Origin of the sequence: Halorubrum sp. C191 (genome assembly GCF_002727095.1) — an archaeon.
Taxonomy (GTDB): domain Archaea; phylum Halobacteriota; class Halobacteria; order Halobacteriales; family Haloferacaceae; genus Halorubrum; species Halorubrum ezzemoulense.
Window position 1 is genome coordinate 22131 of sequence record NZ_NHNZ01000230.1, and the last position, 26503, is coordinate 48633.

The 26503-nt window shown below is 71.8% G+C and carries 28 protein-coding genes and 1 pseudogene; 17 read left to right on the forward strand and 12 right to left on the reverse strand.

Going from position 1 to position 26503, the window contains the following annotated elements; translation table 11 throughout:
• Window positions 1-56: 56 nt before the first annotated feature.
• A complete protein-coding gene (locus Z052_RS19205; protein ID WP_094521061.1) occupies window positions 57-1178 on the reverse strand; it encodes an asparaginase in 1122 nt (373 codons plus the stop codon).
• A gap of 305 nt (window positions 1179-1483) precedes the next feature.
• Between Z052_RS19205 and Z052_RS19210 the strand changes: the two genes are divergently transcribed.
• The 3 genes from Z052_RS19210 (at window position 1484) to Z052_RS19220 (ending at window position 4482) form a co-directional block, all read left to right on the forward strand.
• Window positions 1484-1705 (forward strand): hypothetical protein, encoded by a 222-nt coding sequence (locus tag Z052_RS19210; RefSeq protein WP_049930415.1) that lies wholly within the window; start codon window positions 1484-1486, stop codon window positions 1703-1705.
• 189 nt (window positions 1706-1894) lie between these two features.
• Window positions 1895-3553, forward strand: coding sequence for a DUF255 domain-containing protein (locus tag Z052_RS19215; RefSeq protein ID WP_094583348.1), 1659 nt, complete (start codon window positions 1895-1897; stop codon window positions 3551-3553).
• Window positions 3554-3675: 122 nt separating this feature from the next.
• Window positions 3676-4482, forward strand: coding sequence for a TrmB family transcriptional regulator (locus Z052_RS19220; RefSeq protein ID WP_049930418.1), 807 nt, complete (start codon window positions 3676-3678; stop codon window positions 4480-4482).
• Between the two features lie 40 nt (window positions 4483-4522).
• Here Z052_RS19220 and mptA read toward each other — a convergent pair whose 3' ends face one another.
• Window positions 4523-5449, reverse strand: a complete 927-nt coding sequence (gene mptA / locus Z052_RS19225) for a GTP cyclohydrolase MptA (protein WP_049930419.1) — start codon at window positions 5447-5449, stop codon at window positions 4523-4525.
• Window positions 5450-5644: 195 nt separating this feature from the next.
• Here mptA and Z052_RS19230 point away from each other — a divergent pair, with 195 nt between their 5' ends.
• The 3 genes from Z052_RS19230 (at window position 5645) to Z052_RS19240 (ending at window position 6804) form a co-directional block, all read left to right on the forward strand.
• Window positions 5645-5938, forward strand: a complete 294-nt coding sequence (locus Z052_RS19230) for a 50S ribosomal protein L21e (RefSeq protein ID WP_049930420.1) — start codon at window positions 5645-5647, stop codon at window positions 5936-5938.
• A 1-nt stretch (window position 5939) separates the two neighbouring features.
• Complete coding sequence (locus tag Z052_RS19235; protein ID WP_049930421.1) at window positions 5940-6296, forward strand: RNA polymerase Rpb4 family protein; 357 nt, start codon at window positions 5940-5942, stop codon at window positions 6294-6296.
• A gap of 73 nt (window positions 6297-6369) precedes the next feature.
• On the forward strand, window positions 6370-6804 hold the full coding sequence (locus Z052_RS19240) for a universal stress protein (protein WP_049930422.1): 435 nt from the start codon (window positions 6370-6372) through the stop codon (window positions 6802-6804).
• Between the two features lie 43 nt (window positions 6805-6847).
• Here Z052_RS19240 and Z052_RS19245 read toward each other — a convergent pair whose 3' ends face one another.
• Both Z052_RS19245 and Z052_RS19250 read right to left on the reverse strand, forming a co-directional pair.
• The gene (locus tag Z052_RS19245; protein ID WP_049930684.1) at window positions 6848-7588 is read right to left on the reverse strand and encodes a class I SAM-dependent methyltransferase; all 741 of its coding nucleotides are present in this window, start codon (window positions 7586-7588) and stop codon (window positions 6848-6850) included.
• Window positions 7546-8349, reverse strand: coding sequence for a hypothetical protein (locus tag Z052_RS19250; RefSeq protein WP_094521016.1), 804 nt, complete (start codon window positions 8347-8349; stop codon window positions 7546-7548). Before Z052_RS19250 ends, Z052_RS19245 begins: the two co-directional genes overlap by 43 nt.
• A 102-nt stretch (window positions 8350-8451) precedes the next feature.
• On the opposite strand from Z052_RS19250, the gene Z052_RS19255 reads away from it, so the two are divergent.
• The 7 genes from Z052_RS19255 (at window position 8452) to Z052_RS19285 (ending at window position 14871) form a co-directional block, all read left to right on the forward strand.
• Window positions 8452-9102: a DUF655 domain-containing protein gene (locus tag Z052_RS19255; RefSeq protein ID WP_086215641.1), complete on the forward strand. Its 651-nt coding sequence runs from the start codon at window positions 8452-8454 to the stop codon at window positions 9100-9102.
• Window positions 9103-9217: 115 nt separating this feature from the next.
• A complete protein-coding gene (locus Z052_RS19260) occupies window positions 9218-10117 on the forward strand; it encodes a 16S ribosomal RNA methyltransferase A (RefSeq protein ID WP_086220330.1) in 900 nt (299 codons plus the stop codon).
• Between the two features lies 1 nt (window position 10118).
• A complete protein-coding gene (locus tag Z052_RS19265) occupies window positions 10119-11315 on the forward strand; it encodes a mechanosensitive ion channel family protein (protein WP_049930427.1) in 1197 nt (398 codons plus the stop codon).
• Window positions 11312-11905: a HemK2/MTQ2 family protein methyltransferase gene (locus tag Z052_RS19270; protein WP_049930429.1), complete on the forward strand. Its 594-nt coding sequence runs from the start codon at window positions 11312-11314 to the stop codon at window positions 11903-11905. Before Z052_RS19265 ends, Z052_RS19270 begins: the two co-directional genes overlap by 4 nt.
• A gap of 81 nt (window positions 11906-11986) precedes the next feature.
• The gene (locus tag Z052_RS19275) at window positions 11987-13003 is read left to right on the forward strand and encodes a 5-methyltetrahydropteroyltriglutamate--homocysteine methyltransferase (RefSeq protein WP_089308301.1); all 1017 of its coding nucleotides are present in this window, start codon (window positions 11987-11989) and stop codon (window positions 13001-13003) included.
• Window positions 13003-14076: a methionine synthase gene (locus tag Z052_RS19280; protein ID WP_086215646.1), complete on the forward strand. Its 1074-nt coding sequence runs from the start codon at window positions 13003-13005 to the stop codon at window positions 14074-14076. Before Z052_RS19275 ends, Z052_RS19280 begins: the two co-directional genes overlap by 1 nt.
• Before the next feature lie 45 nt (window positions 14077-14121).
• The gene (locus tag Z052_RS19285; protein ID WP_089308300.1) at window positions 14122-14871 is read left to right on the forward strand and encodes a sugar phosphate isomerase/epimerase; all 750 of its coding nucleotides are present in this window, start codon (window positions 14122-14124) and stop codon (window positions 14869-14871) included.
• Window positions 14872-14880: 9 nt separating this feature from the next.
• Here Z052_RS19285 and Z052_RS19290 read toward each other — a convergent pair whose 3' ends face one another.
• From Z052_RS19290 to Z052_RS19300, 3 genes and pseudogenes are all read right to left on the reverse strand, one after another.
• Complete coding sequence (locus Z052_RS19290; RefSeq protein WP_089308299.1) at window positions 14881-15696, reverse strand: hypothetical protein; 816 nt, start codon at window positions 15694-15696, stop codon at window positions 14881-14883.
• A 77-nt stretch (window positions 15697-15773) separates the two neighbouring features.
• Complete coding sequence (gene eis, locus Z052_RS19295) at window positions 15774-17027, reverse strand: enhanced intracellular survival protein Eis (protein ID WP_094521015.1); 1254 nt, start codon at window positions 17025-17027, stop codon at window positions 15774-15776.
• A 92-nt stretch (window positions 17028-17119) separates the two neighbouring features.
• A pseudogene (locus tag Z052_RS19300) lies at window positions 17120-18219 on the reverse strand (NADH:flavin oxidoreductase/NADH oxidase).
• A 113-nt stretch (window positions 18220-18332) separates the two neighbouring features.
• On the opposite strand from Z052_RS19300, the gene Z052_RS20680 reads away from it, so the two are divergent.
• Window positions 18333-18494, forward strand: a complete 162-nt coding sequence (locus Z052_RS20680; protein ID WP_167373079.1) for a hypothetical protein — start codon at window positions 18333-18335, stop codon at window positions 18492-18494.
• A gap of 57 nt (window positions 18495-18551) precedes the next feature.
• On the opposite strand, the gene Z052_RS19305 is transcribed toward Z052_RS20680, so the two are convergent.
• The 5 genes from Z052_RS19305 to tbsP all read right to left on the reverse strand — a co-directional run bounded on the left by Z052_RS19305 (window position 18552) and on the right by tbsP (window position 23946).
• Entirely contained in the window at window positions 18552-19130 is a 579-nt protein-coding gene (locus tag Z052_RS19305; protein ID WP_094494517.1) for a response regulator, read from the reverse strand.
• A 298-nt stretch (window positions 19131-19428) separates the two neighbouring features.
• A complete protein-coding gene (locus tag Z052_RS19310; protein ID WP_049930443.1) occupies window positions 19429-20706 on the reverse strand; it encodes an aminotransferase class V-fold PLP-dependent enzyme in 1278 nt (425 codons plus the stop codon).
• Between the two features lie 185 nt (window positions 20707-20891).
• On the reverse strand, window positions 20892-21230 hold the full coding sequence (locus Z052_RS19315; RefSeq protein WP_049930444.1) for a cupin domain-containing protein: 339 nt from the start codon (window positions 21228-21230) through the stop codon (window positions 20892-20894).
• 99 nt (window positions 21231-21329) lie between these two features.
• Window positions 21330-23021: a YcaO-like family protein gene (locus tag Z052_RS19320; RefSeq protein WP_094521014.1), complete on the reverse strand. Its 1692-nt coding sequence runs from the start codon at window positions 23019-23021 to the stop codon at window positions 21330-21332.
• A gap of 103 nt (window positions 23022-23124) precedes the next feature.
• Window positions 23125-23946 (reverse strand): transcriptional regulator TbsP, encoded by an 822-nt coding sequence (tbsP, locus tag Z052_RS19325; RefSeq protein ID WP_094521013.1) that lies wholly within the window; start codon window positions 23944-23946, stop codon window positions 23125-23127.
• Window positions 23947-24156: 210 nt separating this feature from the next.
• On the opposite strand from tbsP, the gene glyA reads away from it, so the two are divergent.
• From glyA to Z052_RS19340, 3 genes are all read left to right on the forward strand, one after another.
• Complete coding sequence (gene glyA / locus Z052_RS19330; protein ID WP_094494516.1) at window positions 24157-25404, forward strand: serine hydroxymethyltransferase; 1248 nt, start codon at window positions 24157-24159, stop codon at window positions 25402-25404.
• Between the two features lie 93 nt (window positions 25405-25497).
• Window positions 25498-25908 carry a DUF3054 domain-containing protein gene (locus tag Z052_RS19335; RefSeq protein WP_049930450.1) on the forward strand — a complete coding sequence of 137 codons (411 nt, stop codon included), beginning with the start codon at window positions 25498-25500 and terminating at the stop codon, window positions 25906-25908.
• A 278-nt stretch (window positions 25909-26186) separates the two neighbouring features.
• Window positions 26187-26441, forward strand: coding sequence for a hypothetical protein (locus Z052_RS19340; RefSeq protein ID WP_049930451.1), 255 nt, complete (start codon window positions 26187-26189; stop codon window positions 26439-26441).
• Window positions 26442-26503 lie beyond the last annotated feature (62 nt).

Sequence of the window (26503 nt, forward strand, 5' to 3'; positions counted from 1 at the left end):
CGTCTAACCAACCGGTCCGCGGCCGGTCCGGGAGCGCGGGACGCGTTCCGGCCGGCCTACGCCGGCGGTGCGAACAGCGCCTCGACCCCCTCGGCGTCGAGGTCGGCGGCGAGGCCGAGCGCGAGCGCGACGCGCGCCTTCGGGGCCGGGAGGTCGCCGGCGAACGTGACGCCGTGGTCGGCGAGCGTGACGGCGCCGCCGGCGGTCCCGTACACCGGCTCCGTCGGCCCGGCGGGCGGGCGCCCGGCCACGACGACCGGCACGGACTCGACCGCTTCGCCGATCGCCTCTCCGAGCGCCCCGGTGACGTTCCCGAGACCGGTCCCCTCGACGACGATCCCGCCGACCCCCGCGTCGAGCGCGTGTTCGAGCGCGCCCGCACCGACGCCGGTGCCCGAGTGGATCACCGGGACCTCAGGCACGCCCTCAGCACCCTCGACGGCGTCTGCGAGGGGATCGACCGAGACGCCGCGCTCGGGGGTGCGGACGACGCGCGAGGCGGCGCGGGTGAACGTCGCGACCGGACCCGCGCCCGGCGAAGTCATCGTCGACAGCGCGTTGCTGTGGCCCTTCACGACGTCGCGGGCGGCGTGGAGCTCGTCGTCGAACGCGACGTGGACGCCGCGCGAGAACCGGCTGTCCGCGGCCGCCCGAACCGCGAGCGCGAGGTTCGCCGGTACGTCGCTGGAGGGCTCGTCGAGCCGCCGCTGCGCGCCGGTGACGACGACCGGCGCGTCGAGGTCCGTGAGGAGGTCCAGCGCGAACGCGGTGTCCGCCAGGGTGTCCGTCCCGTGGGTGACGACGACGCCGTCGGCAGCCTCGTCCGCGCTCACGCCCGTCCGGTCCGGGCCTTCGCCCACCGCCTCGCGCGCCGCCGCCGCGGTCGCGAGCACGTCGCGCCACCGGACGTCGAACCCCGGCCGCGAGCAGACCTCTCTGGCCGTCACCCGCGCGTGGTCGCTCACGGCCGGCACCGCCGCCACGAGGTCGTCGCCGGTCTTCTCCGGCGCCGCACCGTCCTCGCCCGGTTCCGAGGCGATAGTGCCGCCGCAGGCCACCACCGCCACGCCCGGGCGACCGCCGTCGGTTCGCGCCGCGGGTCGCTCTCGGTCGCTTCCGGTGCCGCCGCGCCGGCCGTTCGAGTCGCCGCGCCGGTCGCGGTGATCGGTCTCGGTCATACCGGTCCTCGCTCCCCGACGGACAAAGCGATTGGTACCGCGGCAGGCGCTCGGCTCGGCGCGCGCCGGACCGCGACCGGGGTCGACTACCGGCGGCTCGCGGCGGTCGGACTGCTCCGCGGGCCCAGACGCTCCGAAACCCTCGGTTCGGCACAGATCTCGAAACAAAGGATTAGCGGAGCCGATAAACAGTTAAAATATCTCTGAGCGGGTTTTAAAACGTCCAAACCGACCGAGAAACGTGGTGAAATTCGTCGAACCCTCGTCGGGCTATATGTGGTCCCCCTTCCTACGGAGAGGTGTCCATGTCAACCCCCGCTCCCACGCAGATCGCCTCCGGCGAACGGCTCGCCGGGCTGATGACCGGCACCGTGAAAGCCGCCGCCTTCTGGGCGGCCATCGCCATCCCGGCCGCGTACCCCGCCCTCCTGTACGCGGGCCTCGACGGCGGCACCGGGCAGCTGTTCGTCGCCCTGCTGTTCGCGAACGCCCTCGCGCTCGCGCTCGGTCACGACCACAAGCGCTGAGACCGCCGCCGCCGACTCGACCGCTCGCCGACCGCCGAGGCGTCGCGTGGACACCGACGCTGCGCCCTCCCGCCCTCCTCCGGGCCGTTCTCATATCTCCGGGCCCTCCTCCCGGCCGCCCCCGCGCGCTTTCAGGCCGCGCCGTTCCGCTCTCGAAGCGCTTACCCCCGTCCCGGGCCGACTGCGGGTATGAGCGACGAGACCCGCGTCGAGTGGCGCGACTGGGGCCCCGAGGCGTTCGCCGAGGCCGACGAGCGCGACCGCCCGGTGCTGCTCTCGCTGTCGGCCACCTGGTGCGAGGGCTGTCACGAGATGGACGCGATCACCTACGCGGAGCCGCGGATCGCTGCCAACGTCAACGAGGGGTTCGTCCCCCTCCGCGTCGACGTCGACCGCCACCCGCGGGTGCGCGAGCGCTACAACATGGGCGGGTTCCCGACGACCGCCTTCCTCACGCCCGAGGGGAGACTGCTGACCGGCGCGGGCTACCTCGACGTCGACGGGATGCGGCAGGTCCTCGAATCGGTCCGACAGATGTGGACCGACAAGGGCCGCGACGCGGGGCGCGTCCCCCGGGCGCTCGACGCCGACCTGCCGCCCCGCGGCGACGTGACCGACGGGATAGAGAGCCACCTCGCCGGGCAGCTAGAGGCGAAGTACGACGCCGAGAACGCCGGCTGGGGGACAGACGCGAAGTTCCCGCTCCCGCGGACCGTCGAGTTCGCGCTGAAGCGGGACCGGAACCGCGCGCTCCGGACGCTCGACGCGGTCCGCGACCACCTCACCGACGACGTCGACGGCGGATTCTTCCGCTACGCGGGGACGTCCGACTGGGGGGACGTCGCCTACGAGAAGCCGCTCGACACAAACGCCGCCGTGACCCGCGCGTTCGCGAACGCCTTCCTCTACACCGGCGACGAGGCGTACCTCGACCCAGCGCTCGACGCCGTGGACTTCCTCACCGACGACCTCTGGACCGGCTACGGCGTCGGCGGCAGCCTCGGTCCCGGGCTCGGCCGCGCCTACTACGCCGCCCCCGCCGAGGACCGCGCGGACCTCGACGACCCCCGCCGCGACCTGACCGTGTTCGCCGGCGGCAACGCGCTCGCCGCGGACGCGCTGTTCGCGGTGGCCGCCTACACCGACGACGAGGGGGCCCGCGAGTACGCTGACCGGATCCTCGACGGCCTCGAACGCGACCTGATCGACGCCGACAGCGGCGCGGTCACCCACTACCGCGGCAGCGACGAGGCCGGCGAGTCCGACCTGTTGGAGGACGCCGCCCGCGTGGTCGGGGCGTACGTCCGCGCTGCCGGCGTCCGCGGCGAGGGGGCCGACGTGGCCTGCGCGGTCGCGGACCGAGCGATCGACCGGCTCCACGTCGAGGGGTCGTTCGTCGACGGGCCGCGCTCGGGGGCGGGACTGCTCGACCGGTCGTTCCGCCCGCTCGACGCCAACGTCGAGATGGCGACGGCGCTCCTCGACCTCGCGGCGCTCACCGGCGAGGACCGCTACCGCGAGGTCGCCCGCGAGACGGCCGAGGCGTTCGCCGGCGCGACCGAGCGCCTGAGCGTTCAGGTCGCCGCGTACGGGAGCCTCGCCGCCCGGCTCCGGCGCGGCACGACCGTCATCGCGGTCGGGACCGAACCCGGGAGCGACCTCCACCGCGCCGCGTGGCGGGTCGCCGACCACGAGAAGGTGATCGCACCGAACGCACACGAGGCCGACGCGCCCGCGCCGCGGACGGTGCCAGAAGGGACCGCGGTCGTCCTCGCGGGCGACGAGACCTCCGAGCCGGCGGAAACGCCCGACGAGTTGATGCGTCGCGTCGGCGACGCCCTAGCGTAAGCCGCGCCGATACGCCGGGCAAAAATCGCCGCGTCGCGCCGGTGGCGGCGAGGACGCCCGATCGGTCGGTCCGGATCGTAAACGGGCGACGCGTTTATACGGGTGCCGCGGCATCCCCGGGTATGGCATCTCTCCGCGACCTGGGGCTCTCAGAGTACGAGGCCCGGGCGTACCGCGCGCTCCTCCGGACCGGTCCGACGACGGCGAAGGACCTCTCTCGGGCCAGCGAGGTCCCGATGGGGCGGATATACGACGTGCTCAACAGCTTAGAGCAGCACAGCCTCGTCCGCAGTCAGGCCGCCAGCCGACCGAAGAAGTACGTCGCGGTCGAGCCCGACGCCGCGCTGGACCGCCTGCTCGACGAGAAGAAACAGGAGCTGCGGACGCAGGCCGAGCAGTACGAGTCGGTGGTCGACGACCTCTCCGCCGAGCTCGACGCCGGCGAGCCGGTCGACGGCCAGTTCTGGACCGCGGCGGTCGGCGCCGAGGAGGCGACGGACCTCCTCTTGGAGCGGATCGCCGCCGCGGAGCGCAGGGTGGTCGTGGTCGCGGGCGCGCCGGCGACTGGCTTCGACCTCGGCACGATCGGTGAGCGCGTCACCGCCGAGCTGGAGTCCGCGCTCGAACGCGGTGTGGAGATCCGGGTGCTGCTGTCGCCGGCGACGGTCGACGAGCTCCCGCGGAGCGTTGGCAGCCGGTACACCTCCGAACTCGCCGACATGGACGGGTTCGAGGTCCGGACGTCGCCGAACGTGGACGGGACGTTCAACGTGTTCGACGAGATCGAGGTGTGCATCGAGGTGCCACACCCCCTGTCGGCGGACGAGCCGTTCGCGATGATCGACGTCAAGGACATCGACTTCGCGACGAGCGTGAAAGAGCAGTTCGAGCCGCGGTGGGCGGAGGCGGAGCCGCTGACGTTCGGGTGAGCTGACACCGAGACGGGACGCGGCGCGCGGTGCGAGACGCTTACCGGCCGAGTTCGCCGCGCAGGTCGCCTAGTCTGACCTCGCGTTCGGCGTGGGCGTTGTGCTGGTGGATCGACTCGTCGTTCGACTGTTTCATGCGGATCACGGCGTCGTCCGAGAGGTGCGGGAACTCCTCGACGGTGCCCTCGGCGAGCGCGCGGACGCAGTCCTCGACGAACTTCGCGTCGGCGTGGGCCTCGTAGGTCATGTGGTCCTCGTCGGGCCGCTTCGCCATGTTGTAGATGCGCGCGCTCATCGAGTCCCGGGCGACGTCGATCACGTCGCGGAGGTCGACGTCGGGGTGGCCGTCGGTCGTGATCGTCAGGGTCGCGTGGCCGCGCTGGGAGTGGCCCGGTTGCGGGACGGCGTCCAAGAACTCCTCGGTCGTCTCCTCGTCGATGCCGAGTTCGGCGAGCTTGTCGCGGGCCCGCGACTCGCTCATCCCCTGCGAGCAGGGGCAGACGGTCATCCCCGTCACTTCGGCGCCGATCTCCTCGCGCGTGCCGTCCTCGGTCGCCTCGGCGCTGGCGACGATCGTCGCCGTACTCTGCGTCTCGATGTCGGAGGCGGGCGTGTTCTCGCGGGTGACGAGCTCCGCCGTCATCGACACCTCGGCGGTGGTGGTGTAGTCGTGTTTCTCGAGGAGTCGCTCGGCGGCGTCGCCGCAGACGTCCTCGACGCGGTACGCCTCCTCGCGGGTGATGTCTTCGAGGATCTCGTCGACCGTCGCGAGGTTCCGCGACATGTCGATCCCCTTGCGACCGCTCGGGAGGTCGACGAACACCTCGAACTCCGCCATGAGGACGATGGGCCGTTTGTCGCCGCGCGCCAGCTTCACGAGCTTCTCCACGCCGGTGACCCCGACCTGCGACAGCCCGACGGTGACGTCGGGGGCCGAGGCCTGTACGTCCGGCAGCTGATGACTCATTACGAACATGATAGTGACTCTCGGGATTAGCCCTTTCGGAAGGGGGAGGTACGTCGGGTAGTCGCGCGCGTGCGTCCCGGCCGCGCACGACGCGAAACGTGAGGGGCACCGCCGATCCGCGCGTGTGAGACCTCCACGCCCCGCGGGCCGTAACGCACGATTTATAACGGCGGCAGCGGAAGGTGTTCCAAGACCATGCCGAGTTCCAATGGGCCGCAGAAGGCGACTCGCGACAAGCTCTCGAACAAGCCCCGCAACCGCGGCACCTCCCCGCCGCAGCGAGCGATCCAGGAGTTCGAGGAGGGGTCGCAGGTCCACCTCAAGATCGACCCGAGCGTCCCCAAGGGGCGCTTCCACCCGCGCTTCGACGGCCGGACGGGCACCGTCATCGGCAAGCAGGGGTCGGCGTTCAAAGTCGAGATTCCGGACGGCGGCAAGACGAAGACGCTCATCGTCACCGCCGCTCACATGCGGGCGCAGCAGAACTGAGATGACGATCTTCAAAGAGAAGCTCGACGAGGAGTACGTCACCACCTCCGAGGCGAAGGAGATCCTCGTGGAGATCGAAGACGAGCGCGCGGCCGACGAGGACCGCGATCTCCGCTACGAGCTTGCCCGCGCGATCGAACACGTCAACCGCTTCGCGGACCTCGACGCCGACGAGTCCCGCGAGCTCGTCGAGGAGCTGACCGACCTCGACCAGGTCGACGTGCCGACCGCCGTGAAAATCACCGACCTACTCCCGGAGGACCGCACGGAGCTCCGCTCGGTGTTCGCCCAAGAGCGCTACTCGCTCGACGGCGAGGAGCTCGACGAGATCCTCGACGTCGTCGCGAAGTACGCCTGACCGCGAGATTCTTCCGGCCCGGTGGGGGTCCGTCGCCACGTTTTTTCAGATTTCCGCCCGTATGTCGGGCCGCATGTACCAGACCACCCTCGTTCCGACCGGCGAGGGCGTCGCCGCCCTCGACGCGGTCGACGACGCGATCGACGTCACGGCGGCCGACGGGACGGTACACGTCCTCGGCGTCGTCGAGGAGATCCCGATGTACGACCGGTCCGGCAAGCCGGAGAAGTTCGACGACGACGACCCCGAGCGCCGCGACGAGCTGGAAGCGGCGGTCGACCGGGTCGCGACGGCCGTCGCGGACGCCGGCATCGACAGCGAGACCGCGGTCGAGTCCGGCGTCCCGGCCCACGAGATCGCGGCGTACGCCGACGCCGTCGACGCGGACGCCGTCGTGATGGGCAAACGCGGCCTCGACGCGGCGGCCGGCGACCTGCTCGGGAGCACGACCGAGCGCGTCATCCGGAACGCCGACGCGACGGTCGTCTCCGTCCCGGTCTCCGAGTGAGCACGCGCGGCCGCCCCCGCCCCGCGTCGTCGGCCCCCGTGCGTCACCGGTTCCGGCCGGTCTCAACGGCGATCGTCCCGAAGAGCCGCTGATCGCGCTCCCGGACCGCGGCGCCGTCGTCGAGCGCGCGACGCGCGGCGGCGGTGCGCTCCGCGAGCCTGCCGAGCGGGTCGTCGCCCCGCGCGTCGAAGAGGCGACCGTTCACCGCCACGAACGCCCGGAGCGCGGCGTTCGCCGCTCCGTTCCCCTCCGGGACAAACGCCGCGACGACGACGGCGTCCGCGAGGTCGCACCAGCGGCTCACGACCCGGTACGGGTCGGCGAACAGCGACGTGACGAACGTCGCGAGGACGCCGTCGGCGGCCGCGACGGGCGGGCGCTCGGCGTCGCCCTCGACGAGCGAGACGTTCCCCCAGTCGTGCCGCTCGACGAGCCCGGCCGCGCGGTCGAGCATCCGCGGCGAGACGTCGACGCCGACGACGCGCCCGCTCGGCCCCACCGCGTCGCGGAGCGCGGGGAGGTTCACTCCCGGCCCGCAGCCGAACTCGACGACCGTGTCGCCGGGGGCGAGGTCGAGCGCGCGGACGCAGGCGGCCCGGACGCCGCCGACGGACGCCGTAGCTCGCGCGAACCAGTCGTAGACCCGCGCCCACGCGTCGTAGCCGCGGCGGATCCGACGCAGTCGACGCGGATCCGTTTCCGGATCGCCGGCCACCACGGAGTCGCCGTCACGGTCCCGGGTCACGAGTCGACGCCGACGGCCGCCGGCGGGGTCTTCGGCCACCACCGCGCCGGCCCGTCGCGCGCGACCGTCGAGCGACACCGCTCCGAGTCCGTACAGCCCCGCGGCCGCTGGTAGGCGATCCCCCGCTCGGCCAGGTACGACACGTACCCGTCGTCGACGCGGTCCAGCTTCTCGTGACAGACCCACCGGTCGCCGCACGTCCCGGCGGCGACGCTCCGGTACGGGCAGGTGAACGTCGTCTCCTCGATGCCCGCCTCGGACGCGGTCTCGTCGACCCGCACGCCGACGGAGCGGTACGCCAGCCGGAGTCGCCGGACGACCGCGCTCGGCGACGACGCGCCGAGGAACAGGACGTGCGCGAGCGCGTATCCGAAGTCGTGGAGCAGCCGCTCGCCGCGCGTCAGCGACGCTCGGTCCCCTTCCAGCCGCGTCCGGAGCGTGCCGTACCACTCCGCTATCTCGCGGACCTCGTCGCGCAGCGCCGCCGCCTCCGCGAGCGCCTCTCGCCGCTCCGTCAGGGGCGTCGGCCCGTCGGAGAGACGGAACGACGGCACCGCCTCGACGTGTTCGAGCACGCGCTCGCGGAGGCAGTCGCCGTCCGCGTGCGCCGCGGCTCGGCGGCGGAGCTCGGGGTACCAGTCCCGCGTCAGCGCGCCGTACGCGCCGTCGAGGAGCTCGTCGACCCGTGCCGCGTCCTCCGCTCCGCTCGCTCCGCCGCGATCCGTTCCGCCCGCCCCGGCGGTCGCCCCCGGGAACGCCTCGACGAGTCGCATCACCGCCGCCGGCTCCGGTTCTGCCATGGTATCACGTGTCACTCGACGCTATTGAATCCGCCCGGCGGCGGCCGCCGTCGCCGCGGCCCCGGCAGCGGTTTTTTCACCGCTCGGAGCGTTAAACGATACATGGACAACGCCGACGGCGACGGGACGCCGGAGGACGACCGAACGGGCGGCGACGCCGCCGCGGACGCCGGGGAGACGCCGGACGAAGACGCCGCCGGCGACGGCGGGGACGGACCGACCGCCGTCCTCCTCGACGTGCTGCCGAACGGGCGTCCCGACGACGACCGCCCGCAGTCCCGCAAGTCGCCGGTGGCGTACGGGCTCGGCGACGACTCGTTCGCGCTGTACGAGCTGATGCTCGCCGCCGACGCGGACGTCTCCGTCGGCGACCGGCTCGGGCTGGACGGGCCCAACGTCGGCCGCTACCGAGAGGTCTCCTTCGACGGCCTCACCCGGAACGCGGCCGCGGAGATCGAGTACGCGGCCGAGGCGATCGTCGAGGCCGACGAGGAGCGGTTCGTCGACTTCTACAACGAGGCGGGCCCGATCACCCTCCGGCTCCACCAGCTGAATCTGCTGCCGGGGATCGGCAAGAAGCTGCGGAACGACCTGCTCGACGAGCGGAAGCGCGGGCCGTTCGAGAGCTTCGCCGACGTCGAGGAGCGCATCTCCGGGCTCCACCGTCCCCGAGAGGTGATCCTCGAACGGATCGTCGAGGAGATCCGCGAGGACGACCTGAAGTACCGGACGTTCGTCGGCCGCGAGGAGTGAGCGACGGGCGGCCCGTGCCCCCCGCGACCGTGGGCACGACCGGGAGTCGCCGCGATCCGCCGCCGCGACGCCCCCGGAACGAGACTTTTACCCGAACACCGCGTGTATCCCGGCCATGACCGACTCACCGACGGGTGAAGCCGCCGGCTACGGGAGCCGCGATCCCGACGCGCTCGCGCGGCGGGCCGGCGCGCGGGCGGACCCCGACCGCGACCAGCACTTCCTCGTCGACGACCGGGTCCTCGACCGGATCCCCGGCTACCTCCCGGCCGACGCCGACGGGAGTCACCTCCTCGAGATCGGCGGCGGCGCGGGCGCGCTCACGGACCGCCTGCTGGCGGCGGCGACGGCCGACGGGACCGCGGACTCCGGCCGCGTCACCGTGATCGAGCGCGACGGGGCGTTCGCCGACTTCCTCCGCGAGGAGTTCGCCGCCGCCGTCGCCGACGGCCTCCTCGACGTGGTCGAGGGCGACGCGCTCGACGTCGACCTCCCGCCGTTCTCGGCCTGCGTCGCCAACCTCCCGTACGGCGTCTCCTCGGAGATCGCCTTCCGCCTGCTCCCCGAGAAGAAGCCGCTCGTGTTGATGTTCCAGGCGGAGTTCGCCGACCGGATGGTGGCGTCGGCGGGCGAGTCCGAGTACGGCCGCCTCTCGGTGTCGGCGCAGCACTACGCCGACGTAGAGATCGTCGAGCGCGTCCCGAAGGAGGCGTTCGACCCGCAGCCGGCCGTCGAGAGCGCCGTCGTGCGCTGTGCGCCGCGGGACCCCGACTACGTCGTCGGCGACGAGGCGTTCTTCCTCCGGTTCGTGAAGGCGCTGTTCACCCAGCGGCGCAAGACGGTGCGGAACGCGGTGCGGAACACGGCGCACATCTCCGGGCTCGACGAGCCGGAGGCCGTCGTCGACGCGGCCGACGAGGAGCTGTTGCGCAGTCGCCCGGGGAAGCTGGACCCGGCGGCGTTCGCCGCGCTGGCGGAGCTGGCCCGCGAGCGCGGCTCGCCCACGGGGGCGTGACATGACCGGGTGGATCGGCCTCGTGGCGGCGGTTCAGCGCGCGCTCACGGGCAACGCGGAGCGGTTCGCCGCCTCCGCGGGTATCGTCGCCGCCGTGCTGATCGTCCGGTACCTCACGCGACGGCTGCGCCACGGCGACCGAGACCTCTCCTCCACCCAGCGGCTCCTGCTGTCGGCGGGGGTCGGCGTCGCCACCGCCGCGGGGGCGATCACGCTGATCGCGGTGTGGGACCGGAGCGGCGCGCTCTTCGAGACGGCGCAGTCGGCGCTCAGCGCCGATCAGGTGTCGAACGTCGTCCTCAGCGTGATCCTCTTGGCTATCGCGTACGCGCTCACCGACTTCCTCGGGGGCGTCATCCGCGAGATCGGTGCGGAGAGCGCGTCGATCTCGCAACACCAGCAGGAGGTGATCCTGCGAATCACGCAGCTGACCGTCTACACGTCGGCGGTCCTCGCGGTGGTGGGGCTGTTCACCGACAACGTCGGCAGCCTCCTCGTCGGCGCGGGGTTCCTCGGCATCGTGGTCGGCATGGCGGCCCGCCAGACGCTCGGGGCGATACTGGCCGGGTTCGTGCTGATGTTCTCCCGGCCGTTCGAGGTCGGCGACTGGGTCGAGATCGGCGACCACGAGGGGACCGTCACCGAGATATCGATCATGAGCACACGGCTCCGGTCGTTCGACGGCGAGGTGATCACGATGCCGAACGACGAGGTCCGGTCGGGGTCGATCGTCGACCGATCGCGGCGGAACCGGCTCCGGGTGGAGGTCGAGGTCGGCGTCGACTACGACACCGACGTCGAGCGCGCGGTCGCGGTCGTCGAGGAGGCGGTCGCGGGCGTCGAGGACGTCGCCGAGATGCCCGAGCCGAACGCCGTGACGAAGCGCTTCGACGACTCCGCGGTCGTCCTCGGCCTGCGCTACTGGATCCGCAACCCGAGCATGCGGAAGCGCTGGCGGACCCGGACCGCCGCGATGAACGCGATGAAGGGCGCGCTCGAGGACGAGGGGATCGTCATCCCGTTCCCGCAGCAGACGCTCTCCGCTCGCGCCGAGGGCGCCTCCGGGCCGCAGTTGGACGCGGCGGTCGAGGGCCGGGCGGCGACGCGGCCCGGCTCCGCCGACCCGAACGGCGCCGATGTCGACGCCGACGACGCCGGCGAAGCGACCGACGGCGACGCCGGGGAGGCCGACCGATGACCGACGACGCGAGCGAGGGCGACCTCGCGGCGCGCCGGGGTCTCGACGACGCCGTCGTCTACCAGCCGGCCGAGGACTCCGGCCTGCTCGCGGAGGCGGCGGTCGCGGAGGCGCGCGGCCGCGTGCTGGAGGTCGGAACGGGGTCGGGCTGGGTCGCCGCGCGGGTGGCGAGCGAGCGCGACCTCGACGTGGTCGGCAGCGACCTCAATCCGCACGCCGCGCGACAGGCGCGCGACCGCGGCGTCGGGGCCGTCGTCGCCGACCTGCTCTCGCCGTTCCGCGCGGACGCGTTCGACACGGTGTGTTTCAACCCGCCGTACCTCCCGACCGACCCCGAAAACGAGTGGAGCGACTGGATGGAACACGCGCTCTCGGGTGGCGAGTCCGGCCGGGAACTCATCGAACCGTTCCTCGCCGACGTGGGGCGCGTCCTCGCGCCGGGCGGGGTCGTCCTCCTGCTCGTCTCCTCGCTCACCGGGTACGAGGAGGTGCTCGCACTCATCGAGGAGGCCGGGTTCGACCACGAGGTCGTCGTCGAGGAGTCGTTCCCCTTCGAGACGCTCACGGTACTGGCGTTGCGTCGGGCGTAGCGGGGTCGCTCGGCAACTGATTACTACAAAACATAACGCGCATTAGCAAATATTATACGACGGTATATCCAACGATCGGTGATGACCGAACGTGTCGCGGCGACGCCGGGGCTGTATCCGCTCCCGGACCGGGCGAAAGAGACGCTCTCGGACCTGAAGGGCCACCAGAAGGGGGACCTCCTGAGCGGCGACGAGAGCGAGGCGATCGTGGCGGCGTACGACGAGGTGCGCGCCGAGTACGTCGACGACCAGCTGGACGCCGGCCTCGACCTGATCTCCGAGGGGCAGGGCCGCTGGGACGACATGATCGCGCACCCGCTGACCGTCAGCGACGCCGTCGAGACCGGCGGCATCGTCCGGTACTACGACAACAACAACTTCTACCGGGACCCGCGGGTCGTCGACGACCTCGACTTCTCGGGCGACGTGGCGGGCGAACTGGAGAAGGCGACCGACCTGCTCGCCGACGCCGACGGGGTCGACGACGCGTCGCTCGCGGCGACGCTTCCCGGGCCGTACTCGCTCGCCGACCTCGCGACCGACGAACACCGCGGCGACGAGGCCGATTTCCAGGCCGCCATCGCCGAGTTCCTCGCGGGCGAGGTCGAGGCGTTCCCCGACCACGAGACGCTGTTCCTCCTCGAACCGTCGCTCGTCACGAACCCGCCCGCCGAGGGCGAGGAGGCGGGCGCGACGGACGCCATCTCGACGGTCGCCGACGCGACCGACGCCGACGTGGTCGTCCAGACGTTCTACGGCGCGCTCGGCGAGAAGCTGTACGCGCACCTCGTCGACGAGGCGGGCGCGGACGCGCTCGGGCTTGACCTCGTCGCCGGCGACCGGGACGACACCGTCTACAACGTCCAGGAGTTCGGCTCGACCGACTCGCTGTCGCTCGGGCTCGTCGACGGGCAGAACACGCTGGTCGAGGAGCCGGAGACGATCGCGGAGCGCGTCGAGTGGTTCGAGTCGCAGATCCCGCTGGAGGGGTTCGACCGGACGTACCTCACGCCGAACACCGAGCTGTTCTACCTGCCGACGAACAAGTACCGCGCGAAGCTGAACGCCCTCGCCGACGCCGCGGAGGTGCTCGATTAATGGTCCGAAACCCGTCCGCCAACCGCGACCAGTTCCGTCCGGACGACCACCCGAACGACGCGTTCCTGCTCACGACCGTCGTCGGCTCGTACCCGAAGCCGAAGTGGCTCAACCGCGCCGACGAGCTCGTCGACGACCCCGACTCGAAGTTCGACGAGTCCGACCTCGAGGAGGCGCACGACGACGCCTGTCGGCTCATCACGCACGAACACGAGCGCGCCGGGCTCGACACGGTCGTCGACGGCGAGATGCGCCGCAACGAGATGGTGGAGTTCTTCGCCGACCGCATCGACGGCTACGAGTTCAACGGGCCGGTGAAGGTGTGGGGCCACAACTACTTCGACAAGCCGAGCGTGGTCGAGGAGGTCGCGTACGACGAGCCGTGGCTCGTCGACGAGTTCGAGTTCACCTCGAACGTCGCAGAGCGCCCGGTGAAGGTCCCGATCACGGGGCCGTACACGCTCGGCTTCTGGGCGTTCAACGAGGCGTACCCCTCCACCGAGGAACTCGTGTACGACCTCGCGGACCTCGTCAACGAGGAGGTCGAGAAGCTGGTCGAGGCGGGCGCGCGCTACATCCAGATCGACGAGCCCGCGCTGGCGACGACGCCGGAGGACCACGCCATCGTCGGCGAGGCGCTCGAACGCATCGTCTCGGGCATCGACGAGGACGTCCGGATCGGCCTCCACGTCTGCTACGGCGACTACTCGCGGATCTACCCCGAGATCAACGACTACCCGATCGACGAGTTCGACGTGGAGCTGTGTAACGGCGACTTCGAGCAGATCCCGACGTTCACCGACCCCGAGTTCGAGCCCGACCTCGCGCTCGGCGTCGTCGACGCCCACACCGCCGAGGTCGAGCCGGTCGAGGAGATCAAAGCGAACATCCGGCAGGGCCTCCGCGTCGTCCCGCCGGAGAAGCTCACGATCTCGCCCGACTGCGGGCTGAAGCTCCTCCCGCGCGACATCGCGTACGGCAAGACGGAGAACATGGTGACCGCGGTCCGCGAGGTCGAAGCGGAGATCGACGCCGGCGACATCGACCTCGACAACCCGCTCGCGGACGACTGATCCGCCGACGCTATTTATAAGAAGTCGCCGCACCCACCGTCCGGCATGGACATCGGGGTGACGGTCGGCGACGACCTCGACCGCCTCGCGGCGTCGCCGGCGCGGTTCGACTTCTGCGAACTCGGCGTCGGCGAGCCGACGCTCGTGCCGGACGAGGTCGACCCCGGCCGCCTGACGGACGCGCTCGGCGGCCGCGACCTGCTCGTCCACCTGCCGTACAGCCAGCGACTGGCCAGCTACGTCCCCGAGGTGAACGACGCCATCGTCGACTACCAGCGCCGGCTCCTGACCGCGGCCGGCGACCTCGGCGCGGAGAAGGCGGTCCTCCACGCCACCTCCGCCGACCGCGACGACGTGGCGTTCCGCGAGACCGCGGCCGACCAGCTCCGGCGCGTCGCCGACGTCGGCCGCGAGGCGGGCGTCGAGGTCGTCGTCGAGAACGTCGGCCACCAGCACGCGGGGCTCCAGCTCTCGGTCCTCGGCGACCTCGCCCGCGAGACCGACACGCCGATCTGCTTCGACGTGGGCCACGCGTACATGGAGGGCGGCAACAAGGCGATCAGGCGGTTCCTCCGCAGCCACGGCGACCGGATCTCGCACCTCCACTGTCACGACGTGCGCCGCCGCGGCGACACCCACCTCCCGGTCGGGGCCGGCGAGGTCGACTACGACCTCGTCGCGTCCGAGCTCGACGACTTCGGCGGGACGGTCGCGCTGGAGGTGTTCACCGACGATGCGGCGCTGCTCCTCGACTCGGCCGAGCGCGTCGCCGACCGCCTCGGCGCGTCCTTTTGACTCCGCGGCTCAGTTCGCTCCGCCGGCCGCGTCCTCGTCGTCCGCTCCGGGCGCGTCGTCGCTCGCGTCGGCCGCATCGCCGCTCGTCTCGGCCGCGTCGCCGTCGACCTGCTGTTTGATCGACTCCAGCTCGGACTCCACGTCGACCTCCGGCGGCTCGTCGGCGGCGTCACCGCTCGCATCGCCCTCACCGGGCGCCTCGTCGCCCGCGTCGTCGCTCTCGCCGGGTTCGGTCACGTCGATCCGGACGGGGTTCGCGCCGTCGCCTCGGTCGGACCGCTCCTCGGCGTCCCCTCGGCTCCGCGCGTTGCGGTCGCCGTCGGGGTCGCCGCCCAGCCGCCGGTCGCGCGCCGCGTCCGCCTCGCGGCGCCCCTCGTCGATGCGGGACTCGATCTCCGCGGTGAGGTCGCGCGCGTCGGCGATGATCGAGCGCGAGGCGGCGTCCTCGGGGAGGTCGGCCTCCGAGAGCGCGGTCCGGAGCTCCGAGAGGGAGCGCGAGAGCCCGGCAGTCGCGCCGTCGCGCACGTCCGCGAGGCGGTCGCCCGCCCCCTCTGCGCCCTCGGCGACGCTCCGCCCCGGGTCCGCGAGCCGGAGCGTCCCCCGGAGCAGTTCGAGCGACTTGATCGTCGTCTCCAGCAGCGCGATGACCGTCGGGATGGTGTACTGCTCGGTGAACCGCACTAGCTCCGAGAGCCGCGGCGGCCGCGGGGGACCCCGGCGGTCGCGCTCGCTCTCCCGGAGGTCGGCCCGGAGCTCGCCCAGCACGTCCTCGAGCTCGTCGAGCCGCTCCTCGAGGTCGTCGTCGCGTCGGTCGCGGGAACTCATGCCACCTGCTACGGCGCGCGCGGATAAAAAGCCCGGCAGCGGTCGCGCCCGGCCCAGACCGGCCGCACCGCCGCCGGTCAGAAGGCCTCGCGCAGGAACGTCGGCCGCGGCGGGAAGAGTGCGCCGAGGTCGGCGGCGAGCCCCTCGCCGAAAGCGCCGTCGCCGACGTCCAGCGCGCCGTGCGCCCGGAGGTCGTCGACGCCGCGGTACCCGGCGTACAGCTGCGAGAGCGGGCCGATTCCCGCCGCTACGTCGGCGTCGTCCGGGCTTCCGGGGTCTCCGCCGGCGTCGACCCGCTCGGCGTCGACCTCGCCGCCGGCGACTGTCACCCGGATCGGTCGGTCGTGCCAGCCGACGAGCGGGTCGTCGACCGCGAGCGTGAACTCGGCGTCGAGATCCGGGTCGGGGGCCAGCTCTCGCAGCGCCGCAGGGACATCGACGAGCCGGAACATCGGTCCGGCGCGAACCTCCTCGGTCACCGCCCGCGGGTCGTCGACGCGGTCGAGGAGGCTCACGTCCGCGGGGAGGCGGAGCCGGACGCGCTCGACCTGCGAGTCGTGGTCCCGACAGAAGCGGAACACCTCGTCCCACGCGAACGGGTCGGCGACGGCGGCGTCGGAGACGACCATCGCCTTCCCGTCGCCGTCGTCGCGCTCGGTGAACGTGTACGACAGCAGCGCGCGGAGGTCGTCGTCCCGTCCGAGGCCGTAGACGAAGGGATCGGTCTGCCACCCGCGGAGGGTGTTCTCGCGCCACCACGCCGCCGTCCGCGCCATCGTGAAGTCGTACCGGTCCGCGGTCGCGGCGAGGAGGTCTGCCGCCGCCTCGTAGTCGCCCTCGTCGAGCCGCCGGAATTTCCCCGTTTCGTCACCTCTGTCAGTCGCGTCGGCCGCGAACGCCAACTGTTCCGGCGGCGTCTTCACCCACCGATATCGACTCACCGTCCCCCACCCGTACCGGCGGTAGAAGGGGTGTTCGAACGGCCACAGCACGGAGTACCGAATCTCGTCTTCCCGGTACTCCGTCAGCGACTCGCGGAGGAGCCGCTCGATGTGGCCCTGGCGCCGGTGTTCCGGCGGGGAGGCGACCGCGGAGAGGCCGGCGGCGTCGCGGTCGCGCCCGCGGATCCGGAGCGTGAAGTCGTGGTGGCCGCACACCGCGACCGCCTCCTCGCCGTCGAACAGCCCCCGGTACTCGGCGAGGTGCTCGCGGTCGTCGTCGTCGGCCTCGGGGTCGTACGGCCCCTGCTCGGGAGAGAAGGCGTACCGCATGAACGCGCTGAACTCGTCGTCGCGCTTCTCCGGGAAGGGCCGGTAGTCGAGGTCGCCCATACGCCGTCGGCACCCGGGAGCCTGATAAGTGTTCCCGGCGCCTGCGTGTGGTTCTCACGCCACCGCCGCCCGCGGCCGGTCGCGCGGCCGGCTTAGTCGAACCGGCCGCGGCGGTACTGGACCGGCCACTCGACGTCCGCGCCGAGTTCGTGGGCGGCCTCTAGCGGCCAGTGCGGATGGCGGAGCAGCTCGCGGCCCAACGCCACGAGGTCGGCCCGCTCGTTCCGCACGAGGGCGTCGGCGTGGGTCGGCTCCGTGATCCCGCCGACCGCGGCGACGGGCACGTCGGTCCCCTCGCGGATCGCCTCGGCGTACGGCACCTGGTATCCCGGCCCCGCGCTCGGGAGCTCCTGGTCCGGGTGGATGCCGCCGCCGGAGACGTCTATCAGGTCGGCGCCGGCGTCGGCGAGGAGGGGGGCCAGCCGCACCGAGTCGTCCACGTCCCACGACTCGCGGTCGGGGAGCCAGTCGGTCGCGGAGATGCGGACGAAGACGGTTTCCCGTCCGGCCAGACGTCGCGGACGGCCGCGACGACCTCGCGCAGGAGTCGCGTGCGGTCCTCGAAGCTTCCACCGTACTCGTCGTCGCGGTCGTTGGTGACGGGCGAGAGGAACTGGTGGAGGAGGTAGCCGTGGGCCGCGTGGACCTCCGCGACCTCGAACCCGGCGTCGCGCGAGCGTTCCGCGGCGGCCGCGAACGCGTCGATCACCTCGTCGATCCCCGCCTCGTCCAGCCGGCGGGTGTCGGCGAGTCCGTCCTCGCCGACCTCCGCGTGGGGGTAGGGCTCGCCGGTCGCGGAGACGGTCTCCCACCCGTCCGCCTCGTCCCCCGGAATAGGGTCGCCCCCCTCGGCCGGCGGCCGGTGTGAGGCCTTCCGACCGGCGTGTGCCAGTTGGATCCCCGGCGCCGCACCCTGCGACCGGACGAACTCGACGATCGGTTCGATCGCCTCGGCGTGCTCGTCGGACCAGATCCCGAGGCAGTCCGGCGTGATCCGTCCGCGGGCCTCGACCGCGGTCGCCTCCGTCATCACGACCCCGGCGCCCCCGGCGGCGCGGGCGCCGAGGTGGACCCGGTGCCAGTCGGTGGCCAGGCCGTCGTCGGCGGAGTACTGACACATCGGCGACAGCATGATGCGGTTCCGGAACTCGGTGTCGCGAAGCGAAAGCGGCGTGAACAGCGTGTCGGTCACGGATCGGCGCACGACCGCCGCGACGTAAGGCCCTCCGATCCCCCGCCCGGATCGCCGCCGCTGGTTTAGGCCGACCGAAATATATATGCCCGCCGCTCCCTGAGCGGGGTGTAATGACAACGGGAGACCGGATCGAGCCGGACGCCGAGCCGGCGACCGAGGAGCGACCGACGGTCGCCGCGACCCGCTGCTCGGAGGAGCGGACCGTCTTCGCCGAACAGGGCAACACCGACGCGTGGATCGCGACCGACCTCACCGTCGATCTCGAACGGTAACGCGTCCTCAACGGCGCTCGACCGGCGCGGCGTCTCCTCCCGCCCAGCCCGTCGTGTTCACTCTTCCGAGCGGAGCGTCTCTCCGGTCGAACCGGCGGTCCGCGGCGTCGCAGCCGTTCCCGTGCCCCCTTCTTCCCTGCGCTGCGCGTCGGCGAGCGCGCGGATCCGGTCGAGGATCGCGTCGTATCGCCCGCGGTCGGATCCCTTCTCGAAGTAGGCGTCCGCGCCGGCGCCGAACGCCGCCGCCTCGCACTCCTCGCTCGGACACGTGCTGTGGAACACGACCGGGAGCGCCGGGTCGACCTCGCGCAACCGTTCGGTGAGGTCGACGCCGTGCCCGTCCGGGAGCCGCTGTTCGGTCACGACGCAGTCGACCGCGACCCGCTCGCCGCCGACCTCGATGCCGGTCTCGACGGCGTCGACCCCGTCGGCGAGGCGCTTCACGGACCGGACGTGGACGCGGTCCGTGATCCGCTCGGCGAACGTCTCGAAGAGCTCCGCGGAGCGGGCGTCGGGCTCGATCTGGAGGACGGCGATCGGCGCTTCGCGGTTCTCCTCGCTGACGGTCGTTTCGACTCGGTCGGTGGCTGCGGTCGTGTCCGCGTGTGTTTCGGACGGCGGTGTCTGGTCGGTCATGGGTTGTGGCGCTGGCGACGACTCGTCGAAGAATAACTTACTACGACAGTTGTAATCCTTCTACCAACAGTAGCCGCGGGAACGGTATAATAATTCCGCGATCACCGTTGTCACGCCCCTCAAACGCGATTATCCGGTAGTATTAGGTGAAAATTCCCGGACGTACGGAGGATTTCTCTCTCTGGGCCGCACGCGGCGCGACGCCGTGGGCGCGCGGCTCACACCGGAGTACCCGCTGACGGGATCGAGCGTCGCCGAAGGACCCGTTACGGCGTCGAACGCCGCCGGCCGAGAGGCCTCAGGCGAACAGGTCGCGCGCCTCCCGGACCGCGTCGACCAGGGCGTCGACCTCCTCGACGGTGTTGTAGAAGTAGAAGGAGGCGCGCGCGGAGGCGGCGACGCCCATCTCGTCGTGGAGCGGCTGCGTACAGTGGTCCCCGGCTCGGATCGCGACGCCGTAGTCGTTGAGGATGCTGGAGAGGTCGTGGGCGTGGACGCCGTCGACGTTGAACGCGACGAGGCCGCCGCGGTCGTCCCCGGGCGGGCCGTATATCTCGACGCCGCCGAGTTCGTCGAGTTCGTCGTACGCGTACTCGGCCAGCAGGTCCTCGTGGGCCTCGATCCGGTCCATACCGATCGCTTCGACGTACTCGATCGCGGCCGCGAGGCCGATCCCCTGAGCGATGGATGGGGTTCCGGCCTCGAACTTCCACGGCAGGTCCTCCCACGTGGAGTCCTCGAAGGAGACGCGCCGGATCATGTCCCCGCCGTAGAGGTACGGGCTCATCTCGTCGAGGATCTCCTCGCGACCGTAGAGGACGCCGATCCCGGTCGGGCCGCACATCTTGTGGCCGGAGAAGGCGAGGAAGTCGACGTCGAGCTCGTCGACGTCGACCGGGCGCGTCGGCACCGACTGCGCGGCGTCGGCGAAGACGTACGCGCCGTGATCGTGGGCCAGGTCGGCCAGCTCCCCGATCGGGTTCACGGTGCCGAGCGTGTTCGAGACGTGGACGACCGACACCATCTCGGTGTCGTCGTCGACGAGCTCCGCCGCGTGGTCCATGTCGAGCCGCCCCTCGTCGGTGACGTCGATGAAGCGCACGTCGGCGCCCGTCCGCTTGCCGATCTGCTGCCAGGTGACGAGCGAGGCGTGGTGTTCCATCTCGGAGAGGACGACGTTGTCGCCGGGGCCGAGCTCCTCCAACCCCCAGGCGTACGCGACGAGGTTCATCGCCTCGGTCGTGTTCTTGGTGAAGACGATCTCCTCGCGGCCCGCCGCGCCGATGAAGTCGGCGACCGCGTCGTGGGCCTCCTCGTACGCGACGGAGGCCTCCTGGCTCAGCTGGTGGATCCCCCGGTGGACGTTCGCGTTGTAGCTCCGGTAGTAGTCGGAGATGGCGTCGACGACCGGGTCGGGCGTGTGCGAGGTCGCTGCGTTGTCGAGGTAGACCAGCGGGGTGTCGTCGCCCGCGCCCTCGCCGGCCGTCTCCGGGTCGCCGCCGACCTGCCGATCGAGGATCGGGAAATCGGCGCGGAGCGCCTCCACATCGAACGGGTACTGTTCGTGGACTCCCATTACCTGTTATCAGGCCCCGAGCATTAACACACCTTCGGTCCGGTACGTCTTGCGGGTATCGCAGACGCGCGATATCGGCCGGTCCGCGGCGGGGTACCCCCCGGATCCGCCCCGCGGCGACCTGCGCCTCGGACCGCCCGGCACCTCCTCGGATCCGCCCCCGCTCCGACGACTCCCGCGGCCGCCTACTCCCCCCAGTCCGGATCCGCCCGCGGCGGCGAGAAGATGTCGAAGCCGACGACCGGCTCGTCCGTCCGGTTCTCGGCCGCGTGCGGCTCGCCGCCGGGGATCACGTAGGTGTCGTCGGGGCCGACGACGCGCTCCTCGCCGTCCGCGACGAACGTCAGCCGCCCGGCCGTGATCACGCCGACCTGCTCGTGCGGGTGGTCGTGTTCGGGCACCGTCTCGCCCGGTTCGATCTCGAACCGCTGGATGCTCACGTCGTCGCCGACGGCCCCCTGCGTGAGGAACACGCCGTCGACCGCCTCGACCGCCTCCGCGTCCGCGTCGGGTGCGACGTCCATACGGTCCCCCGCGACCCCGAGCCACCTAAATCCGCGGGCACGGGCAGTCGGCGCCGGGAGGGTCGGACCGCACCGTCGGCGTCTCCGACCCAGCCGCAGTCACGGGAACGGGTGGTACGGCCGGTCGAGCGCGGGCTCGAACCCCATCGACCGCGGCACCTCGCGGGCGCGGTCGCCGAAGAACGGGTCGCCGGTGAACAGCGGCTGTGCGCCCGGCACGAGCACCCGCGCGGCCTCGAAGCCCACCGCAGCGAGGTCGCGGGTCGTCACCCGGGCGACGTACGGGTCGAGCCCGACGGCCTCGACGCGGTCGACGACGGCCGACAGCTCGGCCTCGCCCGTCAGCTCCGGCTCCCCGAGCCCCTCGGCCGAGACGGACGCGTCCGGGTCGAAGAACGCGGCCGTCTCCCCGGGCAGGTCGGCGTGGTGGCCGATCGCCGCCCCCTGCTCGTCGGCCGCCTCCCGTCCCATCGAGCGGAGCTCGGTCCAGTTCTGGAGCGCCTCGGCGAGCGCGCTCCGCGCCGCCGCGGCCGGGTCGAGGTCGGCGCCCGACCCCGCGGCGAACCGCGGCCAGTCGCCCTCGCGGCTGACCCCGACCGCGACGACGGGCACGTCCACGTCGGTCGTGGCGAGCAGCGGCGTCACCGACAGCGACTCCGCCCGCGCTCGCTTCTCCAGTTCGGCGAAGCCCGGGTCGTCGACGTCGAGCCCGAGCGGCTCCGTCGTGGAGTACCAGCTCGTCATCGTCGCGTCGCGCTCGATCGCCTCGTACAGCCCGGAGAGCGCGGCGTCCGGACCCGAGCTACCGAGGCCGAGCCCGGTCGTGATCGGCGGCCGGTACCGCCGCTCCGGCGGCGGGAAGTGAACGAACTCCGCCGGGAGGCTCGCCGGTTCGCCCGTCCCGAGTCGTTCGCCGCGGACCCACGGGAGCCGGTCGTCGCGGTCGTACGCCTCGGCGCCGTCGGGGCGGACGAACGCGTCCGGGGTGACCGGGTTCGGAACGTTCGCGGCCGGCGCGCGCGTGAACGACGCCTCGCGGTAGACGCCCGCCGCGTACCGCTCTAGCCCCTCGCCGAGCGCCTTCATGAACGCGGCGTCCCAGTCGGCGGCCGCGCCACCACCGAAGTCCGCCGCGTCGGCGTCGGAGAACGGGGTGGTGTCCGCGACCCGCGCGACGTAGTACGGCACGGGGAACGACTCTTGCTCGCCGACCTCCGCCAGCGCGCCGATCCGGCGGTCGACGGCGCGCTCCGCCCGGTCGATCGCCTCGTCGAGGCCGCGGTCGGCGTGGTCGCGCGGGAGCGCGTCCCCGGGGCCGTCGCCGCAGCCGCACCCCGGTACCGGGAGGAGGGTCCGCTCGCCGCCCGGCACCTCGACGACGGTGTCCGCCACCGGGTCGCCCGCCAGGAGCCGGATCGTCCGGCGTCCGGCCACCGAGCCGGCGTAGCGCACCGCGGACCGGCGGCCGGTCGGCGCGTCGGCGGGCTCCGCCCCGCCGCTCTCGACCCGGGCGCGCAGGCAGTCGTAGCAGGCGTCGTCGAAGACGGTCACGGCGGCGTCGAGGTCGGCGAGGGGAACGCCGCCGAGCCCACCCACCTCGACCGCGACCCACCGATCGAGCATGTCGTCCGCGGCCCCGAACGTCGCCGACCCGGCGGTGTCGACGACGACCGCGGCGTCGAATCCGTCGAGGAGGTCGGCCTCGACCGGCATCGCGTTCACGTCGACGTCGCCGAGCGCGGCCTCGGCGGCCTCGACCGCGGGGCCGTCGCCGACAAGTCCGATGTCCATACCCGGTCGACGCGAGGCGGCGAAAAAAAGCCGCGGGTCCGCGGCGCGCGGCGGCTCGTTCGGCGCGTCCGCGGAGGGAGTCCGAGAGCGCTCGCGGGCGCGCTCAGGCGGGCGTCGCCGCCAGCATCTCGGCGGCCTCGGCGGCCAGCTCTGCGGCGTCGATGTCCCGGAGCCGGTCGTCGCCGAGCTTCAGGCGGAGCCGCGGTCGGCCGACGTCGATCGGGACCTTCTCCGTGTCGATGATCCCCTGATCTTCGAGGCGCGTCTTCGTCCGGGAGAACGTCGCCTTCGAGGCGATACCGACGTCCTCGCCCCACTTCGAGATGTCGTAGAGGAGCACGTCGTTCTTCGCCGCGACGAGCAGCGAGACGGTCACCTCGTCGAGGTCCACCCCGTCGTCGCGCTCGGTCGCGTCGAGGACGGCGTCGAAGTCCGACCGGGCCTCCTCACCGATCTCGGACTCCAGCGTCTCGCGGACCCGGGCGATCGCCGGCGTGCGGAGCGCGTACGCCTCTGCGTCGTCGAAGGCGGCGCGCTGGGTCTCGTACACCTCCTCGACGAACTCCGCGTCGTCGGTCGAGAGCGCGGCGACGCCCTCCCCCGCGGTGACCAGGGCGACGACCCGAGAGGGCGAGACGAACAGGGCGTTGTCGACCTCCCCGTCCAGCACTCGGATGTCCAGGTCGCCGTCGGCGACGAGGTCCGCGGCCCGGGACGCGACGACGAAGTCGTCGAGCACGTCCTTCAGGGTGCGTTCGTCGGCGAGCATCGACAGCTTCGGGAGGTCGTCCCACCCGACGGCCGTCTCGACCAGCGATACGATCGTCTCTGCGGCGGGGTCCACGACGAGCAGCTCGTCGTCGTCCCCGTCGAAGGCCGCTTCGAGCGCGACCTCGACGTCGGCCGCCAGTAAATTCGATACCATTTGTCTCTCGGTATGAAAGCCGGTTGCGTATTTAATATTAACGGGGTTCATGGAACGAATAACCCGATAAGCGTGCTTGAGGCGGGTAAATTCGGCAGATCGGGGTTACCCAAGCGCAGTCGACGCGAGGCGGCCTCGCGTCCGGTCGCCGCGGGTCGCACGCGCGCCGGCGACGGAAGGATTAATGCGCGGTCGCGCCCGGGTTCGCACATGGACCACGAGCACGTCCGGGAGGTCGATCCGGCGGTCGCCGACGCGCTGGCGGGCGAGCGCGACAGACAGGAGCAGACGCTCGCGATGATCGCGAGCGAGAACCACGTGAGCGAGGCGGTGCTGGAGGCGCAGGGGAGTGTCCTCACCAACAAGTACGCCGAGGGCTACCCCGGGTCGCGCTACTACGCCGGCTGCGAGTACGCCGACGAGGTCGAGGAGCTGGCCATCGAGCGCGCGAAGGAGCTTTGGGGCGCCGACCACGTCAACGTCCAGCCGCACTCCGGCACGCAGGCGAACCAGGCGGTGTACTACTCCGTCCTCGAACCGGGGGACAAGATCCTGTCGCTGAAGCTCAACGACGGCGGCCACCTCTCGCACGGCCACCCCGCGAACTTCACGGGGCAGCTGTACGAGGTCGAGCAGTACGAGGTCGACCCCGAGACGGGGTACATCGACTACGAGGGGCTCCGGGAGGTCGCCGAGGAGTTCGACCCCGACATCGTCGTCTCGGGCTACTCCGCGTACCCGCGCGCCGTCGAGTGGGAGAAAATCCAGGCGGCGGCCGACGCGGTCGACGCCTACCACCTCGCGGACATCGCCCACATCACCGGGCTCGTCGCGGCGGGCGTCCACCCCTCGCCGGTCGGCGTCGCCGACTTCGTCACGGGCTCGACCCACAAGACGATCCGCGCCGGCCGCGGCGGGATCGTGATGTGCGACGCGGAGTTCGCGGACGACATCGACTCGGCCGTCTTCCCCGGCGGGCAGGGCGGCCCGCTGATGCACAACGTCGCCGGCAAGGCGGTCGGGTTCAAGGAGGCCTTAGAGCCCGAGTTCGAGAAGTACGCCCAGCAGGTCGTCGACAACGCGGAGGTGCTCGCCGAGACGCTTCAGGAGCACGGGCTCTCTTTAGTCTCCGGCGGGACCGACAACCACCTCGTGTTGGCCGACCTGCGCGACTCCCACCCCGACCTCTCCGGCGGGGACGCGGAGGACGCGCTCGCGGCCGCGAACATCGTCCTCAACGGGAACACGGTCCCCGGCGAGACGCGGTCGGCGTTCGACCCCTCGGGGATCCGCGCGGGCACCGCCGGGCTCACCACCCGCGGCTTCGACGCCGACGCGATCGAGGAGGTCGGCGACCTGATCTACCGCGTCGTCGACGACGTCGACAGCGACGACGTCATCTACGAGGTCGGCGAGCGCGTCGTCGAGCTCTGCGAGGCGCACCCGCTGTACGAGTAACCGACCGCTCCGATGCGGGATCGCCCTGTCGCGAGACCGCACCGGCGCGGACGAATCCGTGCGTAAAAGTGGGGCCGGCTCGCAGGGGTCGGTATGGACGCTCCGCCGTTTCTCGCCGCCCGCCTCGACCGCGGCGCCGCACCGTTCGCCGTCGGGGACGTGATCGCGTTGATCCTGTTACTGACCGTCGGGACGCTCAACCACCAGACCGTCGAGTTCCTCACCGCGAACCCGCTGTACTTAGCGGGCGTGTTCGCTCCCTTCCTGATCGGCTGGGTCGTTGTCGCGCCGCTCGTGGGCGCCTACTCCGCCGGCGCGGTCGAGACCGCGAAGTCCTCGGTCCCGCTCGTGATCCGGTCGTGGATCCCGGCCGCGGTCGTCGGACTCGCGCTGCGCGCGTTCGTCTTCCGCGGCGGGGCAGAAGTCACGTTCGCCGCCGTCATGCTCGTGTTGGGATCCGTCGCCCTCGGCGGCTGGCGGGCCCTCTACTTCCGGTTCCGATAGTCACCCGCGCTCTCTGCGCGCCGAGCGCCCGACCGCGGTGCCTCGCTTCTCGCTGACGCGGTCGACCGGCCGACTGTGGTGTTGCTCTCCTTGCTGGCCGTTCTCCTCCCCGACCTCTCTTCCCACTGGTCCCTCCTCTCGCCGACTACCCATCCCGAGTCGACGGAGCCTCGGGCCAAGCCATAAGTTACGAGTAACATCCGCGTGTTCACGAACGAACTGCTTCCGAACCGCGGGAAAAATTTAATGTGGACTTTCGACTACTATCTAATGGAAGCATGACTGGATACTACGACTACGTGCTTGGGCTCATCCCGGTGGCGTTGATCGGTGTGACCGCCTCGCTCACGCTGGTCGGACTGTCGTTGACGTCGGCGCTCCCGGTCGGTGCCGTCGCCGCGGCCACGGTGATGGCTCACGCGATGTTCGTCCGAAATCCAGTCGCGGACGGCGCCCCCGAACGGCGGCCGTTCGACGGCGACGCCGGCGAGCGCTCCGCGGGCGGCGGTTCCTCGGCGGGCACCGCCGACTGAGGCGCGGAGTGATTCCCGGTCGCCGCGGCGTCGCGTTTCCGGCCGCCGCGTCCTGTACCGTT

What these genes read in the sequence shown, in the direction of transcription:
- Z052_RS19280 (WP_086215646.1), top strand. Translation starts at nt 13,003, where the DNA reads ATGGTCCGAAACCCGTCCGCCAACCGCGACCAGTTCCGTCCGGACGAC.
- glyA (WP_094494516.1), top strand. Translation starts at nt 24,157, where the DNA reads ATGGACCACGAGCACGTCCGGGAGGTCGATCCGGCGGTCGCCGACGCG.
- Z052_RS19285 (WP_089308300.1), top strand. Translation starts at nt 14,122, where the DNA reads ATGGACATCGGGGTGACGGTCGGCGACGACCTCGACCGCCTCGCGGCG.
- Z052_RS19320 (WP_094521014.1), bottom strand. Translation starts at nt 23,021, where the DNA reads ATGGACATCGGACTTGTCGGCGACGGCCCCGCGGTCGAGGCCGCCGAG.
- Z052_RS19240 (WP_049930422.1), top strand. Translation starts at nt 6,370, where the DNA reads ATGTACCAGACCACCCTCGTTCCGACCGGCGAGGGCGTCGCCGCCCTC.
- Z052_RS19305 (WP_094494517.1), bottom strand. Translation starts at nt 19,130, where the DNA reads ATGACCGACCAGACACCGCCGTCCGAAACACACGCGGACACGACCGCA.
- mptA (WP_049930419.1), bottom strand. Translation starts at nt 5,449, where the DNA reads ATGAGTCATCAGCTGCCGGACGTACAGGCCTCGGCCCCCGACGTCACC.
- Z052_RS19310 (WP_049930443.1), bottom strand. Translation starts at nt 20,706, where the DNA reads ATGGGAGTCCACGAACAGTACCCGTTCGATGTGGAGGCGCTCCGCGCC.
- Z052_RS19340 (WP_049930451.1), top strand. Translation starts at nt 26,187, where the DNA reads ATGACTGGATACTACGACTACGTGCTTGGGCTCATCCCGGTGGCGTTG.
- Z052_RS19335 (WP_049930450.1), top strand. Translation starts at nt 25,498, where the DNA reads ATGGACGCTCCGCCGTTTCTCGCCGCCCGCCTCGACCGCGGCGCCGCA.
- Z052_RS19290 (WP_089308299.1), bottom strand. Translation starts at nt 15,696, where the DNA reads ATGAGTTCCCGCGACCGACGCGACGACGACCTCGAGGAGCGGCTCGAC.
- tbsP (WP_094521013.1), bottom strand. Translation starts at nt 23,946, where the DNA reads ATGGTATCGAATTTACTGGCGGCCGACGTCGAGGTCGCGCTCGAAGCG.
- Z052_RS19315 (WP_049930444.1), bottom strand. Translation starts at nt 21,230, where the DNA reads ATGGACGTCGCACCCGACGCGGACGCGGAGGCGGTCGAGGCGGTCGAC.
- Z052_RS19205 (WP_094521061.1), bottom strand. Translation starts at nt 1,178, where the DNA reads ATGACCGAGACCGATCACCGCGACCGGCGCGGCGACTCGAACGGCCGG.
- Z052_RS19270 (WP_049930429.1), top strand. Translation starts at nt 11,312, where the DNA reads ATGACCGACGACGCGAGCGAGGGCGACCTCGCGGCGCGCCGGGGTCTC.
- Z052_RS19275 (WP_089308301.1), top strand. Translation starts at nt 11,987, where the DNA reads ATGACCGAACGTGTCGCGGCGACGCCGGGGCTGTATCCGCTCCCGGAC.
- Z052_RS19255 (WP_086215641.1), top strand. Translation starts at nt 8,452, where the DNA reads ATGGACAACGCCGACGGCGACGGGACGCCGGAGGACGACCGAACGGGC.
- eis (WP_094521015.1), bottom strand. Translation starts at nt 17,027, where the DNA reads ATGGGCGACCTCGACTACCGGCCCTTCCCGGAGAAGCGCGACGACGAG.
- Z052_RS19210 (WP_049930415.1), top strand. Translation starts at nt 1,484, where the DNA reads ATGTCAACCCCCGCTCCCACGCAGATCGCCTCCGGCGAACGGCTCGCC.
- Z052_RS19215 (WP_094583348.1), top strand. Translation starts at nt 1,895, where the DNA reads ATGAGCGACGAGACCCGCGTCGAGTGGCGCGACTGGGGCCCCGAGGCG.
- Z052_RS19260 (WP_086220330.1), top strand. Translation starts at nt 9,218, where the DNA reads ATGACCGACTCACCGACGGGTGAAGCCGCCGGCTACGGGAGCCGCGAT.
- Z052_RS19230 (WP_049930420.1), top strand. Translation starts at nt 5,645, where the DNA reads ATGCCGAGTTCCAATGGGCCGCAGAAGGCGACTCGCGACAAGCTCTCG.
- Z052_RS19235 (WP_049930421.1), top strand. Translation starts at nt 5,940, where the DNA reads ATGACGATCTTCAAAGAGAAGCTCGACGAGGAGTACGTCACCACCTCC.
- Z052_RS20680 (WP_167373079.1), top strand. Translation starts at nt 18,333, where the DNA reads ATGACAACGGGAGACCGGATCGAGCCGGACGCCGAGCCGGCGACCGAG.
- Z052_RS19265 (WP_049930427.1), top strand. Translation starts at nt 10,119, where the DNA reads ATGACCGGGTGGATCGGCCTCGTGGCGGCGGTTCAGCGCGCGCTCACG.
- Z052_RS19220 (WP_049930418.1), top strand. Translation starts at nt 3,676, where the DNA reads ATGGCATCTCTCCGCGACCTGGGGCTCTCAGAGTACGAGGCCCGGGCG.
- Z052_RS19250 (WP_094521016.1), bottom strand. Translation starts at nt 8,349, where the DNA reads ATGGCAGAACCGGAGCCGGCGGCGGTGATGCGACTCGTCGAGGCGTTC.